The 21,574-nt window shown below is 63.7% G+C and carries 23 protein-coding genes; 15 read left to right on the forward strand and 8 right to left on the reverse strand.

What is annotated here, in order from left to right:
• Positions 1 to 2,325, reverse strand: a complete 2,325-nt coding sequence (locus tag AC01FP_RS00090) for a phycobilisome rod-core linker polypeptide (RefSeq protein WP_474476893.1) — start codon at positions 2,323 to 2,325, stop codon at positions 1 to 3.
• A gap of 198 nt (positions 2,326 to 2,523) precedes the next feature.
• Between AC01FP_RS00090 and AC01FP_RS00095 the strand changes: the two genes are divergently transcribed.
• The 13 genes from AC01FP_RS00095 to AC01FP_RS00155 all read left to right on the forward strand — a co-directional run bounded on the left by AC01FP_RS00095 (position 2,524) and on the right by AC01FP_RS00155 (position 12,002).
• The gene (locus tag AC01FP_RS00095; RefSeq protein WP_474476896.1) at positions 2,524 to 3,696 is read left to right on the forward strand and encodes a class I SAM-dependent methyltransferase; all 1,173 of its coding nucleotides are present in this window, start codon (positions 2,524 to 2,526) and stop codon (positions 3,694 to 3,696) included.
• 59 nt (positions 3,697 to 3,755) lie between these two features.
• Positions 3,756 to 4,238 (forward strand): ATP synthase subunit I, encoded by a 483-nt coding sequence (locus AC01FP_RS00100; RefSeq protein ID WP_474476552.1) that lies wholly within the window; start codon positions 3,756 to 3,758, stop codon positions 4,236 to 4,238.
• A gap of 54 nt (positions 4,239 to 4,292) precedes the next feature.
• Positions 4,293 to 5,012 (forward strand): F0F1 ATP synthase subunit A, encoded by a 720-nt coding sequence (gene atpB, locus AC01FP_RS00105; protein WP_474476555.1) that lies wholly within the window; start codon positions 4,293 to 4,295, stop codon positions 5,010 to 5,012.
• A gap of 159 nt (positions 5,013 to 5,171) precedes the next feature.
• Positions 5,172 to 5,420 carry an ATP synthase F0 subunit C gene (gene atpE / locus AC01FP_RS00110; RefSeq protein ID WP_106502337.1) on the forward strand — a complete coding sequence of 83 codons (249 nt, stop codon included), beginning with the start codon at positions 5,172 to 5,174 and terminating at the stop codon, positions 5,418 to 5,420.
• A 98-nt stretch (positions 5,421 to 5,518) separates the two neighbouring features.
• The gene (locus tag AC01FP_RS00115) at positions 5,519 to 5,989 is read left to right on the forward strand and encodes a F0F1 ATP synthase subunit B' (RefSeq protein WP_474476559.1); all 471 of its coding nucleotides are present in this window, start codon (positions 5,519 to 5,521) and stop codon (positions 5,987 to 5,989) included.
• Positions 5,986 to 6,510: a F0F1 ATP synthase subunit B gene (locus AC01FP_RS00120; RefSeq protein WP_474476561.1), complete on the forward strand. Its 525-nt coding sequence runs from the start codon at positions 5,986 to 5,988 to the stop codon at positions 6,508 to 6,510. Before AC01FP_RS00115 ends, AC01FP_RS00120 begins: the two co-directional genes overlap by 4 nt.
• A complete protein-coding gene (gene atpH, locus AC01FP_RS00125) occupies positions 6,510 to 7,058 on the forward strand; it encodes an ATP synthase F1 subunit delta (RefSeq protein ID WP_474476564.1) in 549 nt (182 codons plus the stop codon). The genes AC01FP_RS00120 and atpH overlap by 1 nt, the downstream gene beginning before the upstream one ends.
• A 102-nt stretch (positions 7,059 to 7,160) precedes the next feature.
• The gene (atpA, locus tag AC01FP_RS00130; RefSeq protein ID WP_254937417.1) at positions 7,161 to 8,678 is read left to right on the forward strand and encodes a F0F1 ATP synthase subunit alpha; all 1,518 of its coding nucleotides are present in this window, start codon (positions 7,161 to 7,163) and stop codon (positions 8,676 to 8,678) included.
• A gap of 15 nt (positions 8,679 to 8,693) precedes the next feature.
• Positions 8,694 to 9,647, forward strand: coding sequence for a F0F1 ATP synthase subunit gamma (locus tag AC01FP_RS00135; protein WP_474476567.1), 954 nt, complete (start codon positions 8,694 to 8,696; stop codon positions 9,645 to 9,647).
• Between the two features lie 14 nt (positions 9,648 to 9,661).
• On the forward strand, positions 9,662 to 10,354 hold the full coding sequence (locus AC01FP_RS00140; protein ID WP_474476569.1) for a TIGR02466 family protein: 693 nt from the start codon (positions 9,662 to 9,664) through the stop codon (positions 10,352 to 10,354).
• A 63-nt stretch (positions 10,355 to 10,417) separates the two neighbouring features.
• A complete protein-coding gene (locus AC01FP_RS00145; protein ID WP_474476572.1) occupies positions 10,418 to 10,747 on the forward strand; it encodes a 2Fe-2S iron-sulfur cluster-binding protein in 330 nt (109 codons plus the stop codon).
• Entirely contained in the window at positions 10,744 to 10,962 is a 219-nt protein-coding gene (locus AC01FP_RS00150; protein ID WP_474476574.1) for a hypothetical protein, read from the forward strand. Before AC01FP_RS00145 ends, AC01FP_RS00150 begins: the two co-directional genes overlap by 4 nt.
• The gene (locus AC01FP_RS00155; RefSeq protein WP_474476577.1) at positions 10,959 to 12,002 is read left to right on the forward strand and encodes a DUF3326 domain-containing protein; all 1,044 of its coding nucleotides are present in this window, start codon (positions 10,959 to 10,961) and stop codon (positions 12,000 to 12,002) included. The genes AC01FP_RS00150 and AC01FP_RS00155 overlap by 4 nt, the downstream gene beginning before the upstream one ends.
• Positions 12,003 to 12,007: 5 nt before the next feature.
• Here AC01FP_RS00155 and ald read toward each other — a convergent pair whose 3' ends face one another.
• The 5 genes from ald to AC01FP_RS00180 all read right to left on the reverse strand — a co-directional run bounded on the left by ald (position 12,008) and on the right by AC01FP_RS00180 (position 17,921).
• Positions 12,008 to 13,120, reverse strand: coding sequence for an alanine dehydrogenase (gene ald / locus AC01FP_RS00160; RefSeq protein ID WP_474476899.1), 1,113 nt, complete (start codon positions 13,118 to 13,120; stop codon positions 12,008 to 12,010).
• A gap of 115 nt (positions 13,121 to 13,235) precedes the next feature.
• Positions 13,236 to 14,939, reverse strand: coding sequence for an NAD+ synthase (locus AC01FP_RS00165; RefSeq protein WP_474476579.1), 1,704 nt, complete (start codon positions 14,937 to 14,939; stop codon positions 13,236 to 13,238).
• Positions 14,939 to 15,586, reverse strand: a complete 648-nt coding sequence (locus AC01FP_RS00170) for a nicotinate-nucleotide adenylyltransferase (RefSeq protein ID WP_474476582.1) — start codon at positions 15,584 to 15,586, stop codon at positions 14,939 to 14,941. Before AC01FP_RS00170 ends, AC01FP_RS00165 begins: the two co-directional genes overlap by 1 nt.
• A complete protein-coding gene (locus AC01FP_RS00175; RefSeq protein WP_474476584.1) occupies positions 15,583 to 16,908 on the reverse strand; it encodes a GTP-binding protein in 1,326 nt (441 codons plus the stop codon). The genes AC01FP_RS00170 and AC01FP_RS00175 overlap by 4 nt, the downstream gene beginning before the upstream one ends.
• The gene (locus AC01FP_RS00180) at positions 16,905 to 17,921 is read right to left on the reverse strand and encodes a CNNM domain-containing protein (RefSeq protein ID WP_474476587.1); all 1,017 of its coding nucleotides are present in this window, start codon (positions 17,919 to 17,921) and stop codon (positions 16,905 to 16,907) included. Before AC01FP_RS00180 ends, AC01FP_RS00175 begins: the two co-directional genes overlap by 4 nt.
• A 107-nt stretch (positions 17,922 to 18,028) precedes the next feature.
• Between AC01FP_RS00180 and AC01FP_RS00185 the strand changes: the two genes are divergently transcribed.
• Positions 18,029 to 19,348 (forward strand): aminopeptidase P N-terminal domain-containing protein, encoded by a 1,320-nt coding sequence (locus tag AC01FP_RS00185; RefSeq protein WP_474476590.1) that lies wholly within the window; start codon positions 18,029 to 18,031, stop codon positions 19,346 to 19,348.
• Positions 19,349 to 19,379: 31 nt separating this feature from the next.
• Here the strand turns inward: AC01FP_RS00185 and AC01FP_RS00190 are convergent, their stop codons facing one another.
• The gene (locus AC01FP_RS00190) at positions 19,380 to 20,165 is read right to left on the reverse strand and encodes a TIGR01548 family HAD-type hydrolase (RefSeq protein WP_474476593.1); all 786 of its coding nucleotides are present in this window, start codon (positions 20,163 to 20,165) and stop codon (positions 19,380 to 19,382) included.
• Positions 20,166 to 20,177: 12 nt separating this feature from the next.
• Positions 20,178 to 20,837: a transaldolase family protein gene (locus AC01FP_RS00195; protein WP_474476596.1), complete on the reverse strand. Its 660-nt coding sequence runs from the start codon at positions 20,835 to 20,837 to the stop codon at positions 20,178 to 20,180.
• A gap of 118 nt (positions 20,838 to 20,955) precedes the next feature.
• On the opposite strand from AC01FP_RS00195, the gene AC01FP_RS00200 reads away from it, so the two are divergent.
• Positions 20,956 to 21,390, forward strand: a complete 435-nt coding sequence (locus AC01FP_RS00200) for a 30S ribosomal protein PSRP-3 (protein ID WP_474476902.1) — start codon at positions 20,956 to 20,958, stop codon at positions 21,388 to 21,390.
• Positions 21,391 to 21,574 lie beyond the last annotated feature (184 nt).

Genomic DNA, 21,574 nt, shown 5'->3' on the forward strand with positions numbered 1-21,574 from the left:
CTACCTCCAGCGGCGAGTCGGTGCAGGTGCTTGGCGGATGCTGCCCGGCCCCGCAATGAAGTTGTCTTGGGGCTGAGATGGCTTCATGGTTTCGCCCCCTACGGTCTGGGCTGTCCAGCTCCCCACGACCATCTGCCGACGCGCCGACAGATTTCGATTGGTTATATCCCCGGTAGTGCGTATGGTCTGATCAACGGACACGTTTGGACGTTTCTCCTGGGCAAATTGATTGGCATAGGCAGATGCATCAAAGGGGCGGTTGAGGCCGGGCACCTTACGCGCATTTCGATCATTAGCAGTGACAAAACGCTCGTATGGGACTGTGTCTTCGCCATAGGTTTCGTTGTATTCGCTGCTGTTGAGAATCCCGTCGACTACCCCATAGAAGCCGGCGCGGGCAGCGGTATCGAAGTAGGCGTCAATTTCCCATCGCCCGAAGGTTGGACGACCTAGCAGCCGGCGATGGATCACTTCGATGGCCTTGGTGATGTAAAGGCCGCTCCAATAACGGCGGCGGAAGGCCTTGGAACGGGCGACTTGGCGGATGAACTCCCGCAGGCTGATGTCTCCGTTTTCGAGCTTGATTTCCTCAACCTTATTGCGCTCTCCGGCATAGCCAGCAGTGCCTAAAACTTGCACATACACCGCATTAATAACTGCCTGGGTGCTGGCTTCAGTGCCACGGATGCTGGGTTGGCCGCCACGGCGGGGCACGGAGCTGCCGCCGGTAGCAATCTGCTGGAGGCGTACGACCTTGGGGCCCACTCGGCGGGGAGTGGCCTTGCGGAACTGGACGCTGTCCATCTGGCCAGGCTGGGCCAGGCCATTGCCGATCAGGATGCGGCGGCTGTCGTAGCCGTAGGGCGCTGGCCGGGTTGCCACTGAGGCGGTGCCGGAGGGAAAAATCGCGCCATAGTTGAGGGCCAGGGGGTCGTTGCCGCCGCCGTAGACGTGCTGATCGGCGAAGGGTTGGCGATAGGAGGCGTAGAGGGTTACGTATTGGGGTGCGCCTTCAAAGGGAGCGCTGAAGCGGAATAGCTTGCGATTTGATCCCCAGCCGGCGCTCTCTTGGGCCTCTTCACCGAGATCCCGCAGGTAGGGCACGGTTTCTTCGCCGAACACCCGCGCGTATTCCAGGGTGTTGATTAGGGAATCCACTAGGCCATTCAGGCCTTGGACGCTGACGATATCGAAGTAGCGGGTGAATTCCTCACGGGAGCTGATGCCGCGACCTAGGAAGTGGCGGAAAGCCAGCTCAACCGCCCGGCTGTTGGAGAAGCGGCCGAAAAACTGTTGGCGATATTCCTTGCTGTGGCCGAGGGAGCGAATGAATTCCCGCATCGACAACTGGCCCTGGCGCACCTGGGTGGCTTCAACCGGGCAGGGTGTTTGGCTGTAGGCCTTGGCGATGTCCCGTTCGAAAACCTGGCGGTAGGCGGCGCGAATCACTTCGGCCTTTTGGGAGCCACTTAGGCGCGGCCGCATGACGAAGCGCTGCTTGCCATCTGCGGCTAGGGCATAGGTGGCAGGGAGCTGTAGGCCCTGGTTTTCTGGGCTGCCGAGGCGCTGGCGGGTGCTGGGTGTGGCCACCTGCAGTTCGGCGAGCAGCACGTTGAAGTACTGGATCACCAGCTGGCGAGCCTGGGGATTGTCTTTGCAGAGGCCGGCGGCTGCGGAGCGCATTTCCTGCAGGGCCACGTTGGTGGCTGCCAAGGAGCAGGCCTTCTCGAGTACATCCCGAAGGCCACGGGTGTTTACGGCCAGGATGCTGGGGTCTCCCGCCACCAGGGCATAGCCCACGTAGCGAAGGAACCAGGCCATGTCGCGCAGCGACTTGCGCATCCGATCGGTGCCGTAGCGGCCCACTGCGATCGGGCTGAAGCCGGTGGGGAGAACTACCCGCACGTCTGCGTCGCCACCGGCGCCCTCAAGCAAGCGGGTGATCAGGTTGCCGCCGGTGTCGGCGGTGCCTTGGGCGAAGGTCCTCACTGAGCGCTGGAAGGCGGCTTGGTCAGCGGCTAGGGGGGTGGCGTCGCTGGCAGCACCGCTGACAATGCTCAGGGGGGCATCCAAATAGGAGAGGGGCGTGCCGCCGGTGAAGATCCGGTTGGCCGCCTTGGCCACGATGAAATCAGCGTTTTCTGAGATGCGGCGCGCTGCTTCTAAGCGCTGCTGGCCACTCTGGAAAAACGCCACCAGGGTTTCAAGCTCGCCGCCGTCGGGGAAGCGATCCTGTTGCTCCGCCTGACGGACGCTGGAGAGCGGCAGGGTGTCGTAGCGCTGGGGTGAAACCCTGGTGCTACCGCTGCTGGCGGTCACGGTCATTGACGAGAGCGAACCGGGCTGGGTCACGTTACGTCTGGCCCTCGGGCCCTTTGCCTAGCCATGAACAAATGTTTGCAGCTTCGCTGGCTTGCTATTGCCAATTGACTGGATTTGACCCGTTCCATTGGCCGCTGGGCGTGAAAAGCTCAGCCTGTTGCCGTTGATCCGTCCTTGCCCGCCAGTGATGCCGCCACGCCGATGGTGAGCGCCTTTTACGACCGTTTCCCCTACCCGGGAGACCCCCTCCAGGACGGCCCGCCCCCTGGATACAACTGGCGCTGGTGCGTCGACAGCGCCTGGGCTGCTGCTACTGGTGCCCTGCCGCCGCGCCCCGACCAAGGTGAACGGCCTTGGCGGATTCTCGACGCTGGCTGCGGCACCGGCGTCAGCACCGATTACCTCTGCCACCTCAATCCAGGTGCTGCGGTGATGGCAGTGGATATCAGCGCCGGGGCGCTGGAGGTGGCACGGGAGCGCATCCGTCGTTCAGGTGCGGCAAAAGCGGTGCGGGAGTTGCGTATCGAACAGCGCAGCCTGCTCGATCTGGCTGGCGAGGGGCCTTTCGACTACATCAACTCGGTTGGGGTGCTGCACCATCTGCGTGAGCCAGAGGCTGGCTTGCAGGCATTGGCGGGGTTGCTGCGGCCGGGCGGCCTATTGCATCTTTTCCTGTATGCCGACGGCGGCCGCTGGGAAATTCACCGCACCCAGCGGGCCTTGACAAGGCTGGCCGTCGGTTCGGGCGAGGAGGGGCTACGGCTGGGTCGCCAGTTGCTAGCCAAATTGCCTGAGGGAAACCGGCTGCGCCAGCATCACGAGCGGCGTTGGATCGTCGACACGGCAGCCGATGCCAATTTTGCGGATATGTATCTGCACCCCCAAGAGACCAGCTACAACCTCGAGCGTCTGCTGGCTTTTGTGGCCTCAGCCGGTTTGGAGTTTGCCGGGTTTTCCAATCCGGAGGTGTGGTCGCCGGCGCGCTTGCTTAGTGGTGAGCTGCTGGAGCGGGCCCAGGGCCTCAGTCAGCTTGAGCAGTGGAGCCTGGTGGAGGAGCTTGATCCAGATATCAGCCATTTCGAATTTTTTCTCAGCCATGGTGCGGTGAGCGCACCGGACTGGAGTAACGACGAAGTTCTGCTGGCAGCGCGGGGTGAAACCAACCGTTGCCTTTGGGGCTGGCCAGCCACCCGCTTGATGGGGCCTGATTTACTGCCCCTTGACGTCAGCGAGGACGGGCTTGCCCTGATGGCTGCTCTGGAGAGTTTGCCGGGCATGGCGATCGGCCAACTGCCTTTGGATTGGCCGGCGGCGCAGCGGATTGCCGTAGCGCGCCAACTGGTGGAGCAAAAGGTTCTGCTGCCCGTGCTTTGAAGATGCAGCGATCGGCAGCGTGATAGATTCCGCGCGCCTTTTCAGGGATTTGAGCGCGCTTGTCGGTATCTCTCCCCTGCCCCCTACTTCCCGACCCTGAACCCACCGTTTCAACGGCAGTTCAAGATGGTGGAGTGGACAAGCAGTCGGATGATGCCACCGGCATCTCAACCCTGCCAGCGCTAGCCGCCGATGTCAGCAATGGCATGGATGGTTATTTCCGGCTCCAACGCCGGCTTTTGCTAGCAACCTTGCTGCTTTCGGCAGTGGCGGTGGCAGCAACAGCCTTTTTGTTCTCCATCTCCACGGCTTTCAGCCTGATGGTGGGTTCTCTGGCTGGTCTTCTCTATCTGTGGCTACTGAGCCGTAGTGTCACCAAGCTGGGAGAAAACTCCCGGCGGGTTAGCAAGATCCAGTTGTTGGTGCCAATTGTCCTGGTGTTGTTCGCATCCAGGGTCCCCCAACTTTCGATCCTGCCGGCCTTGTTGGGCTTCCTGCTCTACAAGCCTGCGCTGATTCTCCAGGCTGTCTTCGACACCTGATCCCTTTACCGTTCCGTCGCCCTGGCGACCCCGAACTCCCCTTCGCTGGCTCCGATGCCTCTCCTTCTCCCCTTTGCTGAACTGGAGGTTGGTCAACACCTCTACTGGCAACTTGGCAACCTCAAGATTCACGGCCAGGTCTTCATAAGCTCCTGGGTTGTTATCGGTGCCTTGCTTGCCCTGGTGGTTGTGGGCACTCGCAAACTGGAGCGTGATCCCCGAGGTACCCAGAACCTGCTGGAATTCGTTTGGGATTACATCCGCGATCTTTCCCGTGAACAGATTGGCGAGAAGGCCTACCGGGATTGGATGCCCTTCATCGGCACTCTTTTCCTGTTCATTTTTGTCAGTAACTGGGGTGGGGCCCTAGTGCCCTGGAAACTGATTGATCTGCCCAATGGCGAGCTCGGAGCTCCCACAGCCGATATTAATACCACAATTGCTCTCGCGTTGTTGGTGTCATTGGCGTATTTCTATGCCGGCTTGAGCCGTAAGGGCCTGAGGTACTTCGAGTACTACGTTGAGCCGACGCCGATCATGCTTCCGTTCAAGATTGTTGAGGATTTCACCAAACCTCTTTCCCTTTCCTTCCGTCTTTTTGGCAACATCTTGGCGGACGAACTTGTGGTTGCAGTTTTGGCATTTTTAGTGCCCTTGATTGTGCCCCTGCCTGCAATGTTCCTGGGTCTTTTCACCAGTGCTATTCAGGCTCTGATTTTTGCCACCCTCGCTGCCTACTACATCGGTGAGGCAGTGCACGAAGAGCACCATTAGTAGCTCCTCGACAGCGGCACCGCTCAGGCGGTCTGCTAAATCTTCCTCGCGCAGGTCCGGAGGCATTCCGGGCCCATCCTTTAAAGGGTGTCCTCAGCGCAGGGTTTTAATCCCGGTCCATAACGCGCCACAACCGCGACCCCCATCCCCCACTCCACCATGGATTCCATCACCTCCGCTGCGTCTGTTCTGGCCGCTGGCCTGGCTGTAGGCCTCGGAGCCATCGGCCCCGGCATCGGTCAGGGCACCGCAGCTGGCGGCGCCGTCGAAGGCATTGCACGTCAGCCTGAAGCCGAAGGCAAGATTCGCGGCACCCTGCTGCTGTCCCTGGCCTTTATGGAAGCGCTCACCATCTACGGCCTAGTGGTCGCCCTGGTGCTGCTATTCGCCAACCCCTTCGCCGGTTGAACGTCGCGTGAGTGGAAGGGAGTTAGGGGCTGCTTGCGCCTAACTCCCCAGCCTCATTAACTTCAATCTCGTCCGATCGTTCCAGCGCCCTCGCCCCAATGACCAGCTGGCTTCTGCTCGCCGAAGCAGGTGTCCCGGAGGGAGGTCTTTTTGACCTCGATGCCACCCTGCCGCTGATGGCGGTCCAAGTGGTTCTCCTTACCTTCATTCTGAATTCGCTGTTCTTCCGACCCGTTGGACGGGCCGTGGAAGAGCGTGAGAGCTTCATCTCCACCAGCCGTGCCGAAGCCAAGCAGAAGCTGGCCCAAGCCGAACGACTGGAAGCGGACCTTAAGGAACAGCTAAAGGATGCTCGTCAGCAGTCCCAAAAGCTGATTCTCGAGGCCGAGCAGGAGATGGATCGGCTTTATCGCGACGCTCTCGCCGCAGCTACTGCAGATGCCAATGCTTCTCGTGAGCATGCGCGCCGCGAGATAGATGCCCAGCGCGATCAGGCGATGGCTCAGCTCAATAAGGATGCCGACAAGCTCGGTGACCTGATCGTGTCCCGCTTGCTGGCCGCCTCATGACTTTTTTGCTCCCCTCACTGCTAGCTAGTCACGGCGGATTTGGTTTCAATCTCAATCCGTTTGAGACCAACATCATCAACTTGGCGATTGTGATCGCCTGCCTTTGGAAGTTTTTACCAGGTTTTCTCGGCAGCATCCTTGAGCGCCGCCGAGCAGCCATCCTCAACGATCTCGAGGATGCTGAGCAGCGTTTGGTTACGGCCACTGCTTCGCTGTCCCAGGCCCAGCAAGATCTGGCCGCAGCCCAGCAAAAAGCTGAGCAGATTCGCGCTGATGGGTTAGCCCGCGCCCAAGCCCTGCGCCTGGAAAGCGAGACGCGCACGATTGATGAAATGGCCCGTCTCAAGCAGGGAGCCATGGCCGACTTGAATGCCGAAGCAGCCCGCGTCACCGACCAGTTGCGCCGCGAAGCCGCCAATCGGGCTATTGCCCAAGCACTTGCCACCCTTCCCGGCAAGCTCAATGCAGATGCCCAGGCCCGACTGATCGATCAGTCCATTTCAACCCTGGGTAAAGCCTGATGCCACTCCTCAACTCGATTGCCACTCCCTACGCCGAAGCGTTGCTGCAAGTGGCGGAATCTCGCGAAGAGACTGACACTGTCGCTGAGCAGGCGAAAACCCTGCTGACAGTGCTCAGATCCAGCCCTGAGCTAAAAGCTGCTCTGGCATCACCCGTGCTTGAGCCTGAGGCCAAGAAGGCCGCTTTGGCAAAGTTGTTCAACGATCAGGTCACCCCATCGGTGCAAAACCTTCTCAAGCTCCTGGCCGACCGCCAGCGATTGCCCATGATGGAGGCTGTGCTGATGCGTTTTCTTGAGCTTTATCGGGAGCTGCGCAATATCACCTTGGCCAAGGTGACCTCTGCTTCTTCTCTCAGCGAGGAGCAGCAGGCTGAGTTAAACCGCAAAGTACAAGCTATCGCTGGCTCGAAGTCTGTGGAGTTCGACCTTGTTGTCGATCCGAGTCTGATCGGTGGCTTCATCGTCAGCATGGGCTCCCAAGTCATTGACGCCAGCCTTTCTGGTCAGGTGCGCCGCCTCGGACTGGCGCTGGCCCAGGTGAGCTAGCTCCTCTGCCCGCCCAATCTTCCGGATGGGCCTTCCTCCGGTAGCTCCCTCCCCGCCTCAAAGACTTCCCTTCCACCACCCCCCCTGTGGGGACTTCCTCCCATGGTTTCCATCCGCCCCGACGAGATCAGCGCCATCCTCAAGCAGCAGATTGAGGACTACGACAAGTCGGTTTCGGTCAGCAACGTCGGTACCGTGCTGCAGATCGGCGATGGCATCGCCCGCGTTTATGGCCTACAGCAGGTGATGGCCGGCGAACTGGTTCAGTTCGAGGACGGCACTGAAGGCATCGCCCTCAACCTCGAAGACGACAACGTCGGCGTGGTGCTGATGGGCGAAGGTCGCGGCATCCAGGAGGGCAGCACCGTCAAGGCAACCGGCAAGATCGCCGCCGTGCCCGTTGGCGACGCCATGCTTGGCCGGGTTGTGAATTCGCTGGGCCAGCCCATCGACGGCAAGGGGGACATCGCCACCACCGAAACTCGCCTGATCGAATCAATGGCGCCTGGCATCATCCAGCGCAAGTCGGTGCACGAGCCCATGCAAACGGGTATCACCGCCATCGACGCCATGATTCCGATTGGCCGGGGCCAGCGCGAGCTGATTATTGGCGACCGTCAGACGGGCAAAACCGCTATCGCCATCGACACGATCATTAACCAGAAGGGCGAAGATGTCGTCTGCGTTTATGTGGCCATTGGTCAGAAGGCCGCATCCGTAGCCAACGTGGTCGAAGTGCTGCGGGAGAAGGGAGCCCTCGATTACACAATCGTGGTAGCTGCTAGTGCCTCCGAGGCTGCAGCCCTTCAATACCTGGCTCCCTACACCGGTGCGGCGCTGGCCGAATCGTTCATGTACAAGGGCAAGGCCACCTTGGTGATTTACGACGATCTCACCAAGCAGGCCCAGGCCTATCGCCAGATGTCCCTGCTGCTGCGTCGCCCCCCTGGTCGTGAGGCCTACCCAGGCGACGTCTTCTACTGCCACAGCCGTTTGCTTGAGCGTGCCGCCAAGCTCAGCGATGCCATGGGCAAAGGCTCGATGACCGCACTGCCGATCATCGAAACCCAGGCCGGTGACGTATCTGCCTACATCCCCACCAACGTGATCTCGATCACCGATGGCCAGGTGTTCCTGAGTTCCGACCTGTTCAACTCCGGTCTACGCCCCGCCATCAACGTTGGTATTTCCGTTAGTCGGGTGGGCGGTGCTGCCCAGACCAAGGCGATCAAGAAGATTGCCGGTACCTTGAAGCTCGAGCTGGCCCAGTTCGATGAACTGGCTGCCTTCTCCCAGTTCGCCTCCGACCTTGATGCCGCAACTCAGCAGCAGCTCGGCAGGGGTAAGCGCCTGCGCGAGATTCTCAAGCAGCCCCAGTTCAGCCCCCTAATCCTGGCGGAGCAGGTGGCTGTGGTTTATGCCGGCGTCAAGGGCCTGATCGACGAAGTTCCCGTGGAGTCTGTGGTGCAGTTCTGCCGCGAGCTGCGCGAATACCTCAAGAGCAACAAGGCCGAGTTCATCTCCAAGGTGCAGACCGAGAAGCAGCTCAGCGACGAAGCTGAAGCCATGCTTAAGGATGCCATCAACGAGGTGAAGTCGACCATGCTCGCCTCCGTTTGAGGAGGGGCATAACTAATGGCAAACCTCAAAGATATCCGCGACCGGATTGGTTCGGTCAAGAACACTCGCAAGATCACTGAGGCCATGCGCCTGGTGGCAGCCGCCAAGGTGCGCCGCGCCCAGGAGCAGGTGCTGCGCAGCCGTCCTTTTGCTGACCGGCTCGCCCGAGTGCTGGAAAATCTTCAGTCACGCATGCGCTTTGAAGATGCCGACGCTCCCCTGCTCGAGCAGCGCGAGGTTGGCACCATCACCCTGCTTGTCGTTACCGGTGATCGGGGCTTGTGCGGTGGTTACAACGCCAACATCATCAAGCGCACGGAACTGCGCACCGCTGAATTGGTTGGCCAGGGCTACAAGGTGGATCTGGTATTGATCGGTCGTAAGGCGATCACCTATTTCCAGAACCGCGCTAATCAGTACACGATTCGTGCCACTTTTACCGGCCTTGAGCAAGTGCCCAAGGCTAGCGAGGCGATGGGTATTGCTAACGAAGTACTTTCGGAGTTCCTCTCTGGCAGCACTGATCGTGTCGAGATCATCTTCACCAAATTTATCAACCTGGTGAGCTCCAAGCCAGTTATCCAGACCCTGTTGCCCTTGGATCCCCAGGGCATTGCCATCCCTGAAGATGAGATCTTCCGTCTTACCACCCGGGATGGTCGGCTTGGAGTTGAAGTGGGTACGGCTACCAACTTGCAGCCCAAGCTGCCCTCCGACATCGTTTTTGATCAGAGCCCTGATCAGCTGCTTAATGCCCTGCTGCCCCTTTATCTGGAAAACCAGCTTCTGCGTTCTCTGCAGGAGGCCGCAGCTTCGGAGTTGGCCAGCCGGATGACGGCGATGAACAATGCCAGCGATAACGCCAAGGCTCTCGCTAAGAGCCTCACCCTCGACTACAACAAGGCCCGCCAGGCTGCTATCACCCAGGAGATCTTGGAAGTGGTGGGTGGCTCGGCTGGTATGTCCTGAGCCCGGGGACTGGTTTGGTGATCGAGCCTCTGTTTCCGGTGGCTCTTGGCAGGGTGCAGCTCGCGCCCGATCCTCTTGATACGGCGGTGCATCTTCAGGCCCTGCACTCTCTGCGGGGCCAAGCCAGTTCCAATCCCGATCCAGGCTGTGCTTGGACTGGGGACCTCAATGGTGTTTGGCAGTTGCAGCGGCAACCGGCGTTCGCACCCCTGATTGCTGTCTTGACAGGCCATGCAGAAGCTTTTCTGCAGCAATTGGGTTTCGATCTCAGCCGCGTCGCCCTGCACTTGCAACGCTGCTGGCCCGTGCTCAGTGAGCAAGGTCAGGTGGTAGGCCGTCACCACCATCCCAACGCTCACCTCAGCGCCATTTATTACTTCAATGGTGATGGCAGTGGCCGCAGCGGTTGTTTACGGCTGTGGCCGCATCGACAGGTCAATGAACTTGTGCCGGGTATGGCTGTTGGCCATGCTGGCCCGTTGGCGGCTTCGGCTTGGAGTGTGCCCTGGGTGGATGTGGCTCCCCGGGCTGGCTTGCTGCTGCTGTTCCCCAGCTGCCTGGATCACGCCGTGCTTTCCAACGATGACCCGGACGACTGGCGCTGCTCACTCAGTATTGATTTCGCCCTGACAGCCCCTTTGGCGGCAGAAGGGCACTCACTGCCAGAATATCTGGCTCCTCACCCCAGCCAGTGGCAGGCGCTTTGATGGCCGCGGTTCGTGCGGTTGGGCTGGAAGAATGGGCTTAACTGCCCACTCCGGCACCCCCCCGTGACCGAAACCCAGACCTTCACGATCACTGCCGAGTTTGAAGGCGCCGAGCACACCTTCCCCTGCCGCAGCGACCAAACCGTGCTTTCTGCTGCCGAGGTAGCCGAGGTGCCCTTGCCCTGTTCCTGCTGTTCAGGGGTCTGCACCACCTGTGCAGCCCTGATCCGTGAGGGCAGCGTTCACCAGCCCGATGCCATGGGAGTCAAGGCAGACCTGCAGCTAAAGGGCTATGCACTGCTTTGCGTTTCATTCCCCCGCTCAGATTTGCGGCTCCAGGCGGGCATGGAGGATGCCCTCTACGAAGCCCAGTTCGGTAAATACCAGAAATGAGGCCAGCGGCACTGGCACTGCAGCAGTTCACCCTGCAGCCACTTACTCTTCAGCTTCGCCGGCATCCGGGGCCGCTGCTGGCTCAGATCGAGGCTGCTCTGCGAATCCATGGTGAACCATTGCGCTGGGCCATCACCGCGGTGGAGGCCTCTGATCTCGATTCGGCAGGAGTGCTGGATTCCCTGCTGACCCTGGAAGCGGTAATGCTGGTGTGATAGCCAGCGCCCTACCTACCCTGCTGGTGATTCCCACCGGTATCGGCTGCGAGCTGGGCGGCTATGCCGGCGATGCTTTGCCCGCCGCCCGGTTGCTTGCGGCTGCGAGTGGTTGCTTGATCACCCACCCCAACGTCATGAACGGCGCGGCGCTCTATTGGAGCGATCCCCGCCTCCATTACGTAGAGGGTTCGGCCATGGATCGTTTTGCTGCTGGCTTGATCGCCCTCAAGCCGGTGCGTCAGCAGCGGCTGGGACTGCTGCTCGATGCGGGGATCGAGGAGGAACTGCGCTGGCGTCATCTGCAGGTGGCGGAGGGCTGCCGGGCCAGCCTCGGCCTGGATATCGGCCCGGTGGCAGTTAGTGACGAACCCCTGCAGGTGACGCTGAGCCAGGGAGCAAGCGGGGCCAGCTGGGGTCAGCTGGGCCGCCCTGAGGCATTGCTGCGAGCCGGGAAGCGGCTGAAGGAGGCCGGCGCGACGGCTATCGCCGTAGTGGCCCGTTTCCCTGATGATCTTGGCAGTGAGGCGCTGAGCGCCTACCGCCAGGGATCAGGGGTGGACGCCCTGGCTGGTGCTGAGGCGGTGATCAGCCACCTGCTGAGTCGCGAGCTTGGCTTGCCCTGCGCCCATGCCCCAGCCCTCAGCCCCTTGCCCCTGGATAGGGGCCTTGATCCCAGGGCGGCCGGGGAGGAGCTGGGCTACACCTTCCTGGCTTGTGTGCTGGTGGGGTTGAGTCGGGCCCCAGATCTGGTGTTGTTGCCGGCTGCTGCAGCCGATCTGCTGCGGATTGAGCAGGTGGGGGCCCTGGTGGCCCCCGCTGGAGCCCTGGGTGGGGCCGCTGTGCTGGCCTGCGCCGAGCGCGGCATACCTGTGATTGCCGTACAAAACCCCTGTGTATTGCAGGTGAATGCTGCGGACTTGGGGCTAGAGGTGTGGGCCGCAGCCAGCTACGCCGAAGCTGCCGGTCTGCTGCTGGCCCTGCGGGAGGGTATCAGCCCTGCTGCCTTGAGAAGGCCATTGCCTCGGCTAGTGGTTTGAGCGCCCTACTGCAGGCAGGCCATGGGGTGGCGGGGAGAGACGCCCAGAGCCCGGGCGACGCCGGGATGACAGACCGCCCCATTGACCGTGTTGAGTCCCGATAGCAGTTCGGGCCGATCGGTGACGGCTTCTACCAGGCCCCGCCCCGCCATCACCAGGATGTAGGGCAGGGTGACGCTCACCAAGGCCTCGGTGGAGGTGAAGGGCACGGCCCCGGGCATGTTGCCGACGGCGTAGTGCAGCACGCCGTGGAGCGTGTGCACCGGATCGGTGTGGCTGGTTTCGCGGCTGGTGGCAATGCAGCCCCCCTGGTCGATCGCCACATCCACCACCACGGAGCCAGGTTTCATCTGGGCCACCAGCGCTTCGCTCACCAGGGTGGGAGCCCTGCCGCCGGCGGTGAGTACGGCGCCGATCAGGAGATCGGCACTCGGCACCAGGCGCTCGATCAGGCTTTTGTTGCTCACCAGGCTCACCAGCCGGCCGCGGCGGTGGGGCTCGAGGCTGCGCAGCCGCTCGGGCGAGCGATCCAGCAGGCACACCTCAGCGTCCATGGCGGCGGCGATCCGGGCCGCATTCCAGCCCACACTGCCTGCCCCCAGCACCACCACCCGAGCCGGCTGCACCCCGGTGCAGCCGCCGATCAGGATGCCGCGACCGCCGTGGGGGCGCTCCAGCAGATGGGCCCCCACCTGGGCTGCCAGCCGACCGGCGATTTCGCTCATCGGCGCCAGCAGGGGCAGGCTGCCGTCTTCGAGCTGCACGGTTTCGTAGGCCACGGCAGTGGTGCCGGCCTCCAGTAGGGCCCGGCCCACCTCCGGGTAGGCGGCCAGGTGCAGGTAGGTGAACAGCACCAGATCGGAGCGCAGGAAGCCGAATTCCTCGGGTTGGGGCTCCTTGACCTTCACCACCAGGTGGGCACCCCAGGCCTCCTCGGCGCCCACCAGCCTGGCCCCGGCAGCGGTGAAGGCGGCATCGCTGAAACCGGCCCCTAAACCTGCTCCCGCCTGGATGCGCACCTCCATGCCCTGACTCACTAAATCGGCCACCCCGTCTGGGGTGAGGGCCACGCGCTGCTCATCGCGTTTGATCTCCTTGGGCACGCCGATGCTTGCCATCGGGGCCGTTAGGCAGGCGCCGCTGGAGCTGGGGGGTGCCATGGTCGTGCTGCTGTTTGTGGTTCCAGGTTGGCTGCGGATGGCGATTGGCGCCATGCACGGTTATGCGGATGGTTTAGCGGGCGGCGATCGGCATGCGCCAGCCGCTGCCGAAAGCCCGGCCGCCGATCTTGAGCAGGGGGGGTGCCTGGCGCCGCTTGAACTCGGCCCGGCGCAATAGCTGCATCACCCGTTCGGCTAGCTCCGAGGGGGTGCCGCTGGCGATCAGCTGCTCCGGACTGGCCAACTCTTCGATGTAGGCCTTCAGAATCGGGTCGAGCTCGGCGTAGTCGGGCAGAGAATCGCTATCGAGCTGGTCGGGGCGCAGCTCGGCGCTGGGGGGTTTATCGCGGATCGCCCGCCCCACCAGCTCGCCGTCGCCTGGCAGCCCCAGCTCACGCCGGCAGGGGCCGGCGGCGGCCGAATCGAGCCAGGCGCAGAGCTCGAACACGCTGGTTTTGTAGAGGTCGCCGATCACGGCCAGGCCGCCGTTCATGTCGCCGTAGAGGGTGCAGTAACCCACGGCCAGCTCGCTTTTGTTGCCGGTGGAGAGCAGCAGCTGGCCCTGCTGGTTGGCCACAGCCATCAGCAGGGTGCCGCGGATGCGCGACTGCAGGTTTTCGGCGCTCAGGCCGCTGGGCGGGCCCGCCAGCACTGGTGTTAGGGCGGTGTCGAAGCTGGCCATCAGCGCTGCGATCTCAGCGGTGTGGCTGCCCAGGCCCAGGCGCCCAGCCAGGGCCTGGGCATCATTTAGGGAGCCTGCCGAGCTCCAGGGGGAGGGCATCATCAGTGCCTGCACCCGCTCACCTCCGAGGGCAGCGGCGGCAATCACGGCCACCAGGGCCGAATCGATGCCGCCGCTCAGGCCGAGCAGGGCACTGCTGAAGCCGCATTTGCGGGCGTAGTCGGCCACGCCCAGCACCAGGGCCCGAAACAATTGCTCGTTTTCAGTGGGCAAAGGCGCCACTGGCAAAGATGCCACTGGTGCTTTGCTGTTGACTTCCCAGCAGCTCACCTGCTCCTTGCAACTGGCCAGCTGACTCACTACTGCGCTGCTGGCATCCACCACGAAGCTGGCGCCGTCGAAGACCAGCTCGTCGTTGCCGCCCACCTGATTGACGTAGACCACCGGGCAAGCGAGCCGGCAGGCGGCGCGGCGGGCCAGGCTCTGACGCAGGGCCACTTTGGCCTGGCCAAATGGTGATGCCGAGAGGTTGAGCAGCAGGTCGATGCGGTTTGAGAGCAGTTCGGCGACGGGATCGGCACCAGCCAGGCGGTGGCCCTGCAGCTCCTCTTCAACCCAGAGGTCTTCGCAGATCGTTAGCCCCAAACGCCAGCTCCGGCCGCCCCGCTCAAGCTCCAGCACGCTGGGTCCCGTGGCGGCGCAGAAGTAGCGCTGCTCGTCAAAGACGTCGTAGGTGGGTAGCAGCCTTTTGCGGGCCACTACGCGCCAGCTGCCGGCTTCTAACAGGGCCACCGCGTTGAACAGGTTGGGTAACGTCGCCGCGCCGGAGGGCTCGGCCATGCCCACCAGCACGGCCAGCTGGGGCAGCTCCCGGGCCAGGCAGGCGGCCAGCTGGTTGAGCACGGCGCCCTGCTTAGCGATCAGGCTGGGGCGTAGCAGCAGGTCGCGCGGGGGGTAGCCCCAGAGGGAGAGTTCGGGGGTGAGCACCAGATCGGCCCCCTGGGCGGCGGCCTGACGGCTGGCCGCCAGAATCAGCTCGCCGTTGCCTGCCAGATCACCCACCAGCGGATTGAGTTGGGCCAGGGCGAGGCGCATCAGGGGCTTTTAAGGTGGCTTTTGAGGCGTCTTTTGAGTGGGTGGCTGAGGCTCGGATCGCCCAGGCCGTAGAGATTGTGCTCCATTAGTAGGGGCAGCAAGGACGCTGGCAGTTGGGCGGGGTCGGGGGTTTGGCGCACCGCCGAGCTGGCGCTGGCGGGAACCTGCAGGGGCAGAATTACTAATCGGCTCCCCAGCTCCGCGAGTCGCTCCAGTTGTTTGGGCTGCAGGGGCCAGCCCGCCCGGGGGGCGATCGCCAGCACGCAGGCCTTCAGCACGGCTTCGGCCTGTTTCCAGCTTGGGATCTGGACAGCCAAATCACTGCCCACCACAAACACCAGTTCGCGGCCAGGCCACTGGGCCGCTGCCCGCTCCAGGGTGTTGATCGCCCAGGGGCTGCTGAGCTCCTGCCGGTGGCTGAGCCTAGGGTTGCCGATGGCTGCCACCAGCTGGCCCAGCAGGGTGGCCCGTTGCTCCAGGGAGGCGCCGTGGTGTTTTTGCGGGTTGTCGCTGGCCCAGGTGGCAACCTGGGGATAGAGCTGCACCAGTCCCTCCAGCAGGGCCTGGTGGCCCCGGGTGGGCGGATCGGCGCTGGTGCCAAACAGGGCGACCGGCCCTTCTTTGGCCTTGACGACCCCGTTGCTCATGGCAGCAGGGCCTGCAGGTTGGCTGGGGGCTCACTTCGCTCGCCCAGCCACAGGCGCACTTGGGGATCGGTGAGGGCCAGGCGCCGCAGCAGGGCTCCTGGTCGGCCGCCTCTCTGGGCGCTCCGCAGCAGTTCGGCGGCGGCGAGCCGGCCGGTGAGCCGGGTGGTGTGCACGGCTAGGGCCGCCTGGGCCAGGGCTACCGGCGCGGCAGGAGCGAGGCTGAGCCCGCCGGTGAGCGGCGCCGCCAATAACAGCAGCTGGCGCAGCGCCCCAAGGGCCAGCTGGATACCGATCTGGGCTCCTCCCAGCAGGGCGTTGTGGCCGGAGAGCCGCCGCAGCAGCTGGCGGGCGCCGGCGCCATGCATCGGCAGGCCATAGAGCTGGCAGAGCTGCAGCACCAGGGCGGTGTCGCAGGCCAGGCCGCCGGCCAGATCCAGCAGCACCAGGGGGTTGGCTGCTACGCCGGTGGCCTTGAGGGCGGCAAAGCGGCCGATCAGGCTTTGGGCGGCCTGGCGGCTGGTCCCCAGGCGCCAGCGTTGCAGGGACTGGTGAAAGCGCTCCGCGCTGCCCAGGGCATTGAGGGCGAGCAACAGGCAGCCGTGTTGCTCCAGCAACAGCTGCAGCGACTGCCGCAGCGGCTCCACCTGCGGAGCTTGAACAACGCTGCGCACCCGGCCATCGGCCAGCAGCTGGGGTTGGCGGGGCGCGGCGGCCACCGGGATCAACTCCAGCTGCCGGGCAGCTGCCGGCAGCCGCCGCTTGATGCTGGCGATCAGCTCGGCCTGCTCGGCCTCGCTCCAGCAGTCGCAGCGGTTGAGCACCAGCAGTACCGGCTTGCCGCTGGCTAGCAGGGGCGCCAGGGCGTCGTGCTCGACGCTGGTGAGGTCGCCGTCTAGCACCAGCAGCACCAGATCTGAGCCGAGGGCTACTCGGGCCGCCAGTCGGGCCCTGGCGGCCGCGGCGATCTCATCGATGCCAGGGGTGTCCACCAGCTCCACCCGGCTTAGCCCCGCCATGGGTTGCGCCCAGGCCTGGGCCTGCTGGTGGCGCGTGCAGCCGTGGGCCACGTCGGTGGCGAAAGCCGCCTCCCCCAGCAAGGCGTTGAGCAGGCTCGACTTGCCCACCCCCACACGGCCGAACACGGCCACCCGCAGACTGCGCTGCTGCAGGCGCCCTAGCTGGCGATCCAGGGCCAGCAGCTGGCCGGCCAGCTGGCTTTGCTCGCGGCCGCTGAGCTTGAGCTGGCGGCGCCACTGGTCCAGCAGGGATTGGCAGCGCTCCGGGATGGCGGGCGCCTGCTGGGCGCACGGTTCGGGCCTCATGGCCGCATCCCTTCGCCCGCCGGTTGGGGACGGCGCCACCAGCCCGCCAGCACCGCCAGCACCGCCTCAGCGCCAATCACGCCCACGAAGCCGCCGAATTCATCCACCACGACGCGAACGCCGCTGCTGTTGCGCCGGAAGCCCGTGAGCAACCGGTCGGCCCGGATCATTTCCGGCACGTAATCGACCGGCTCGCTTAGGGAAGCGGCAGTGCGATTGCCCTCACCCTGAAGCAGGGCTGTCAGGAGCCGCTCCCGGCCGGCCACGCCCAGCACCTCATCCACCTCTTCACCCAGTACTACCCACCACTCGGCGTTGTTGGCCAGCAGGTCTTCACGCAACTGCTCCAGGCTGGTCGCCCCATCGAGGGTGGGAGCCGCCACCCGTGGTGTCATCAGATCGCGGGCGGTGAGGTCGTTTAGCTGGAACACCTTGGCGATCATGGCTGCTTCATCGGCCTCGATTTGGCCCTTCTGGGAGCCCAGCCGGGCCAGGAGGCGAATCTCTTCTTCGTCGGTGCTGATCTCGTTTTCGGCTGTGATGGCCGGCAGCAGCCGCTCTAGTAGCAGCACTAGGGGCAGCATCAGGCTGGTCAAGATCGCCAAGGCCGGGGCGCTGGCCAGGGACACAGGTAGGGCTAGGCGGCTACCAAGGGCCTTTGGCAGGATTTCCCCAAGCAGGATCACCAGCACGGTGAGGCCAACGGAAAACAGGGGCAGGGCGATTCCATCGATGCCCTGCCGCTTGAAAACGATGGCGGCGTAGCCGCCCAGCATCAGGCTGCCGAAAATGTTGAAGCCGTTGTTGGCGATCACCAGCACCGACAGGGTGCGGCCCAGCCGCTGGCGCAGCTGCTCCAGGCGCCGTGCGCCGCGCACGGGCTTGCTACGGGCGGCAAGTTCATGCACCCGCACCGGGTTCACGGTGAGTAAGGCTGCCTCAACCCCTGAGCACAGGGCCGAACCGGCGATCACCAGCACCACCAGCAGCGCCAGGGTGAGCAGGTCGTTCATTCCGCCATTTCGCCGCTCGCCATCTACCTATTAAATCGGCTTCGCCAGCGTCTGTCCCGCTGCCTGCTCCAAACTGGGCTTATGCAGGGCCCGCCGGCCGCTTTTTTATGTTCGATCAGTCGACCTTCGCCCAGCGGCGTCAACGCTTCTTCGCCCAGCTCGGGGAAGCTGCTGCCGTGATTCCGGCTGCTGCGCTGGTGACCCATCACGCCGACTGCGAGTGGCCCTTCCGCCAAAACAGCGACTTTTGGTATCTGACTGGTTTTGATGAACCCGAGGCGGTGGCCCTGTTTTTGCCCCACCGGCCCGAGGGTGAGCGCTACGTGCTGTTTGTGCAGCCCCGCGAGCCCAGCGCAGAGGTTTGGAATGGTTTCCGTTGGGGTACGGAAGGCGCGGTGGCCGAGTTTGGCGCCGACCTAGCCCACCCGCGCAGCGAGCTAGAGCAGCGCCTGCCCGACTACCTCAGGGGCGCTGAGGGCATCGCCTTTCGCGTTGGCAAGCACCCGAAGGTGGAGCCGCTGGTGCTGGCGGCTTGGGCCGCTCAGCTCGACCGAGCCCCCCGCAGCGGCCGGGCCGCCCTGGGCCTGGTGGCCCCCTGTCCGCTGCTGCACGAGTTGCGGCTGCGCAAGGGCCCCGAGGAGCTGGAGCGCATGCGCGAGGCGGCGCGAATCTCCGCCGAGGCCCACGAGCTGGCCCGCCAGGTGGTGCGGCCTGGCCTCAATGAGCGGCAGGTGCAGGCCGTGATTGAGCAGCACTTCCTAGAGCAGGGTGCCCGTGGCCCGGCCTACGGCACGATCGTTGCCGGCGGCGATAACGCCTGCGTCTTGCACTACATCGCCAACAACGCCCCGCTGAATGACGGCGATCTGTTGTTGATCGATGCCGGTTGCTCCTTAGCCGATTACTACAACGGCGACATCACCCGCAGCTTCCCGATCAACGGTCGCTTCAGTGCTGAGCAGCGCGCCCTCTACGAGCTGGTGCTTGCGGCACAGGAGGCGGCGGTGGCCTCGGTGGCCCCGGGCTTCAGCGCTGAAGGGGTGCATGAGACCGCCCTGCGGGTGCTGGTGGCGGGCCTGCTGGACCTAGGGCTGCTGGCGGGATCCCTCGATGGGGTGATCGAGCAGGGGGCCTACCGCCACCTCTACATGCATCGCACCGGCCACTGGCTGGGTCTTGATGTTCACGATGTGGGGGCCTATCGCCTCGGTGAGCACCACGTGGAGCTGGAGCCGGGCATGGTGCTCACCGTGGAGCCGGGCCTCTACGTGAGCGATCGGCTGCCGGTGCCAGAGGGCCAGCCGGAGATCGAGGCGCGCTGGAAGGGTATCGGCATTCGCATCGAAGACGATGTGGCCGTGACCAGCCACGGCCATGAAAATCTCACTGCCGCTGCCCTGAAGTCGCCGGCGGCGCTGGAGCGCTGAGGCTTAGGGCTGGGCAGGGCAGGGCAGAGCATCAGTCCAGCAGCGGCAGCAGCAGATCCAGCAGGTTGGCCGTGCTTGGAATCACCGCATCGGCGCCGGCCTGCAGCAGCTTGGCTTCGTAGGCAGCCCGTGGCTCAGGCTGCCCGTGCAGATGGGGTGGCGCTACCGCCAAGCTCAAGAAGCGTTGCCCGGGGTGTTGCTCGCGGGCCCGCCGCACTGTCAGCACATCAGCCACCGTGTCGCCTAGGTAGGCCACTGGCGCTGCGGTGGCCCCCAGGCTCTCGCCGGCCAAGCGGCTGGCTAGCTGCAGCAAGCCGGTGGGATTGGGCTTGTCGGGTGCATCTCCCATGGCGATCAGGGGCGGATTGGCGAGCCCCAGGCGGGTTTCCAGCACGTAACGGCAGGAGGGGGGCTCAGCGCCACTCACGAAGCCGTAGGCCAGACCTGCAGCCTCCAGAGCGGCAAAAAAGGCTTGCTGCACCAGTAGGGGCTCGTCGCCGATGAAGCCCCGCCACTGGCCGGGATCGCCGGCGGGATCGCCGCCGAAATAGAAGCCTTCGAACACCGCCACCAGCTCCTCAAGCGCCGGCAGTGGGGTATGGCCGGTGCGGCGCAACAGCTCCATCGAGGCCTGCCAGTCGTTGTTCCAGCTTCCTTCGCTCTTGAGGGCGTCGATGGCGGCGAGCTCGGGACGCTGGCCATGGAAGTGGTGCACCGTTTCGATGATTGCCCGGCGGTAGCTGGCGCTCACATCGCGGATTACGCCGTCGATGTCGAACAGAACTATGGCCCGGGGCAAGGAGGCAGACAGGGGCATCAAAATTGGCTTTCAGGAACGGGCATCGTTTTCAAACTGGACGCTGGCTGCAGCGGTGGCCTCACTGCCGAACAGTTCAGCTGCCAGTGCCGGGCTGATCGTGAAGGTGTTCAGCCCTTCAGCGGCCAGGCGGCTGAGTTCGCTGGGCTGGCGCAAGCTGGCCACCAGCAGCCGCACGCTGGAGCCGAGCCCCGCAAGGCAGCGCTGCATGGTGACCACTTCGTCTACCCCATCACGCCCCTGATCCTGGATGCGGCCCAGATAGGGGGCGATGTATGCGACTCCCAGGGCCGCGCCGATCAGCACCTGGTGGGGCTCGTAGCAGGCGGTGAAGGTGACTGCAACGCCAGCGCCAACCAGCTCTCTGGCAACTGCTGCTCCTTGCTGGGTCACCGGCAGCTTGACGGCGATGCGGCCGGGGGCCAGGGCCGCCAGTGCCTGGCCGCAGCGCAGCATCTCTGCCTCGGTGGCGCCCCATGCCTGCAGCTGGAGTTCGGCGATGCCATGGGCCAGAGCCGTGCGGCTGAGCTCTGCCAGGCCCTCGAGGCTGCAGGGCTGGGCGGCCCGGCGCAGCAGGGTGGGGTTGGTGGTTACTCCGTGAAATAGGCCGCTGGGCAGCCACTGCTGCCAGGCTTTGGGATCGGCTGAATCGAGGAACAGGCGCAGGGCCATAGCCGCAGACAGGGCCGAGAGCGGCCAGGCGGCTGGTAGGTTAGTTCTTTGCTCTGTTGCCTTGAGCACTGACCCCATGACAGCCATCGAGAGCGCCCCTGACGCAGCAGTAACCGATATGGCCGAAGTGGCTGTGGCTGCCGAAGACACCACCACCCAGGGGCGCCCGGTGATGCGTGGCGGTAGTGCGGCTCTGGCCACCGCCACCATCGATGAAGATGGTGTGCCCTCTGGCTATACCCCCAAGGCTGACGAAGGTCGTTTCCTGCTCAAGATCCTGTGGCTGCCTGACAACGTCGCCCTGGCGGTAGATCAGATTGTTGGTGGTGGCCCAAGCCCCCTTACTTCCTACTTCTTCTGGCCTCGGGAAGATGCCTGGGAAACTCTTAAATCTGAGCTTGAAGCCAAGAGCTGGATCACCGACAACGAGCGCGTTGAAGTGCTCAATAAGGCCACAGAGGTGATCAACTATTGGCAAGAAGAAGGCAAGGGCAAGAGCCTCGATGACGCCAAGCTCAAATTCCCCGATGTCACCTTCTGCGGTACCGCCTGAGTCTTTATTGTGCCTACCATTGGCACAATAAGTTCACTCAATGAGCGCCCCTAGCGGGGCGTTTTTTATGCATTGTTTTAACTAATTTATGGGTGAAACCAAAAAATCCGGAAGTCAACCATAGTGGCGAACTTCCGGAGAGCAGCTGCGTAAATTGCAGGCAAGAAAGGTTGGTGAGTGTGGC

This window comes from Cyanobium sp. NIVA-CYA 375 (assembly GCF_056108345.1).

What these genes read in the sequence shown, in the direction of transcription:
- AC01FP_RS00095 (WP_474476896.1), top strand. Translation starts at nt 2,524, where the DNA reads ATGGTGAGCGCCTTTTACGACCGTTTCCCCTACCCGGGAGACCCCCTC.
- AC01FP_RS00090 (WP_474476893.1), bottom strand. Translation starts at nt 2,325, where the DNA reads ATGACCGTGACCGCCAGCAGCGGTAGCACCAGGGTTTCACCCCAGCGC.
- AC01FP_RS00180 (WP_474476587.1), bottom strand. Translation starts at nt 17,921, where the DNA reads ATGAACGACCTGCTCACCCTGGCGCTGCTGGTGGTGCTGGTGATCGCC.
- AC01FP_RS00170 (WP_474476582.1), bottom strand. Translation starts at nt 15,586, where the DNA reads ATGAGCAACGGGGTCGTCAAGGCCAAAGAAGGGCCGGTCGCCCTGTTT.
- AC01FP_RS00115 (WP_474476559.1), top strand. Translation starts at nt 5,519, where the DNA reads ATGACCAGCTGGCTTCTGCTCGCCGAAGCAGGTGTCCCGGAGGGAGGT.
- AC01FP_RS00185 (WP_474476590.1), top strand. Translation starts at nt 18,029, where the DNA reads ATGTTCGATCAGTCGACCTTCGCCCAGCGGCGTCAACGCTTCTTCGCC.
- AC01FP_RS00150 (WP_474476574.1), top strand. Translation starts at nt 10,744, where the DNA reads ATGAGGCCAGCGGCACTGGCACTGCAGCAGTTCACCCTGCAGCCACTT.
- AC01FP_RS00175 (WP_474476584.1), bottom strand. Translation starts at nt 16,908, where the DNA reads ATGAGGCCCGAACCGTGCGCCCAGCAGGCGCCCGCCATCCCGGAGCGC.
- AC01FP_RS00120 (WP_474476561.1), top strand. Translation starts at nt 5,986, where the DNA reads ATGACTTTTTTGCTCCCCTCACTGCTAGCTAGTCACGGCGGATTTGGT.
- AC01FP_RS00135 (WP_474476567.1), top strand. Translation starts at nt 8,694, where the DNA reads ATGGCAAACCTCAAAGATATCCGCGACCGGATTGGTTCGGTCAAGAAC.
- ald (WP_474476899.1), bottom strand. Translation starts at nt 13,120, where the DNA reads ATGGCAAGCATCGGCGTGCCCAAGGAGATCAAACGCGATGAGCAGCGC.
- atpE (WP_106502337.1), top strand. Translation starts at nt 5,172, where the DNA reads ATGGATTCCATCACCTCCGCTGCGTCTGTTCTGGCCGCTGGCCTGGCT.
- AC01FP_RS00195 (WP_474476596.1), bottom strand. Translation starts at nt 20,837, where the DNA reads ATGGCCCTGCGCCTGTTCCTCGATTCAGCCGATCCCAAAGCCTGGCAG.
- AC01FP_RS00165 (WP_474476579.1), bottom strand. Translation starts at nt 14,939, where the DNA reads ATGCGCCTCGCCCTGGCCCAACTCAATCCGCTGGTGGGTGATCTGGCA.
- AC01FP_RS00190 (WP_474476593.1), bottom strand. Translation starts at nt 20,165, where the DNA reads ATGCCCCTGTCTGCCTCCTTGCCCCGGGCCATAGTTCTGTTCGACATC.
- atpA (WP_254937417.1), top strand. Translation starts at nt 7,161, where the DNA reads ATGGTTTCCATCCGCCCCGACGAGATCAGCGCCATCCTCAAGCAGCAG.
- atpB (WP_474476555.1), top strand. Translation starts at nt 4,293, where the DNA reads ATGCCTCTCCTTCTCCCCTTTGCTGAACTGGAGGTTGGTCAACACCTC.
- AC01FP_RS00200 (WP_474476902.1), top strand. Translation starts at nt 20,956, where the DNA reads ATGGCCGAAGTGGCTGTGGCTGCCGAAGACACCACCACCCAGGGGCGC.
- atpH (WP_474476564.1), top strand. Translation starts at nt 6,510, where the DNA reads ATGCCACTCCTCAACTCGATTGCCACTCCCTACGCCGAAGCGTTGCTG.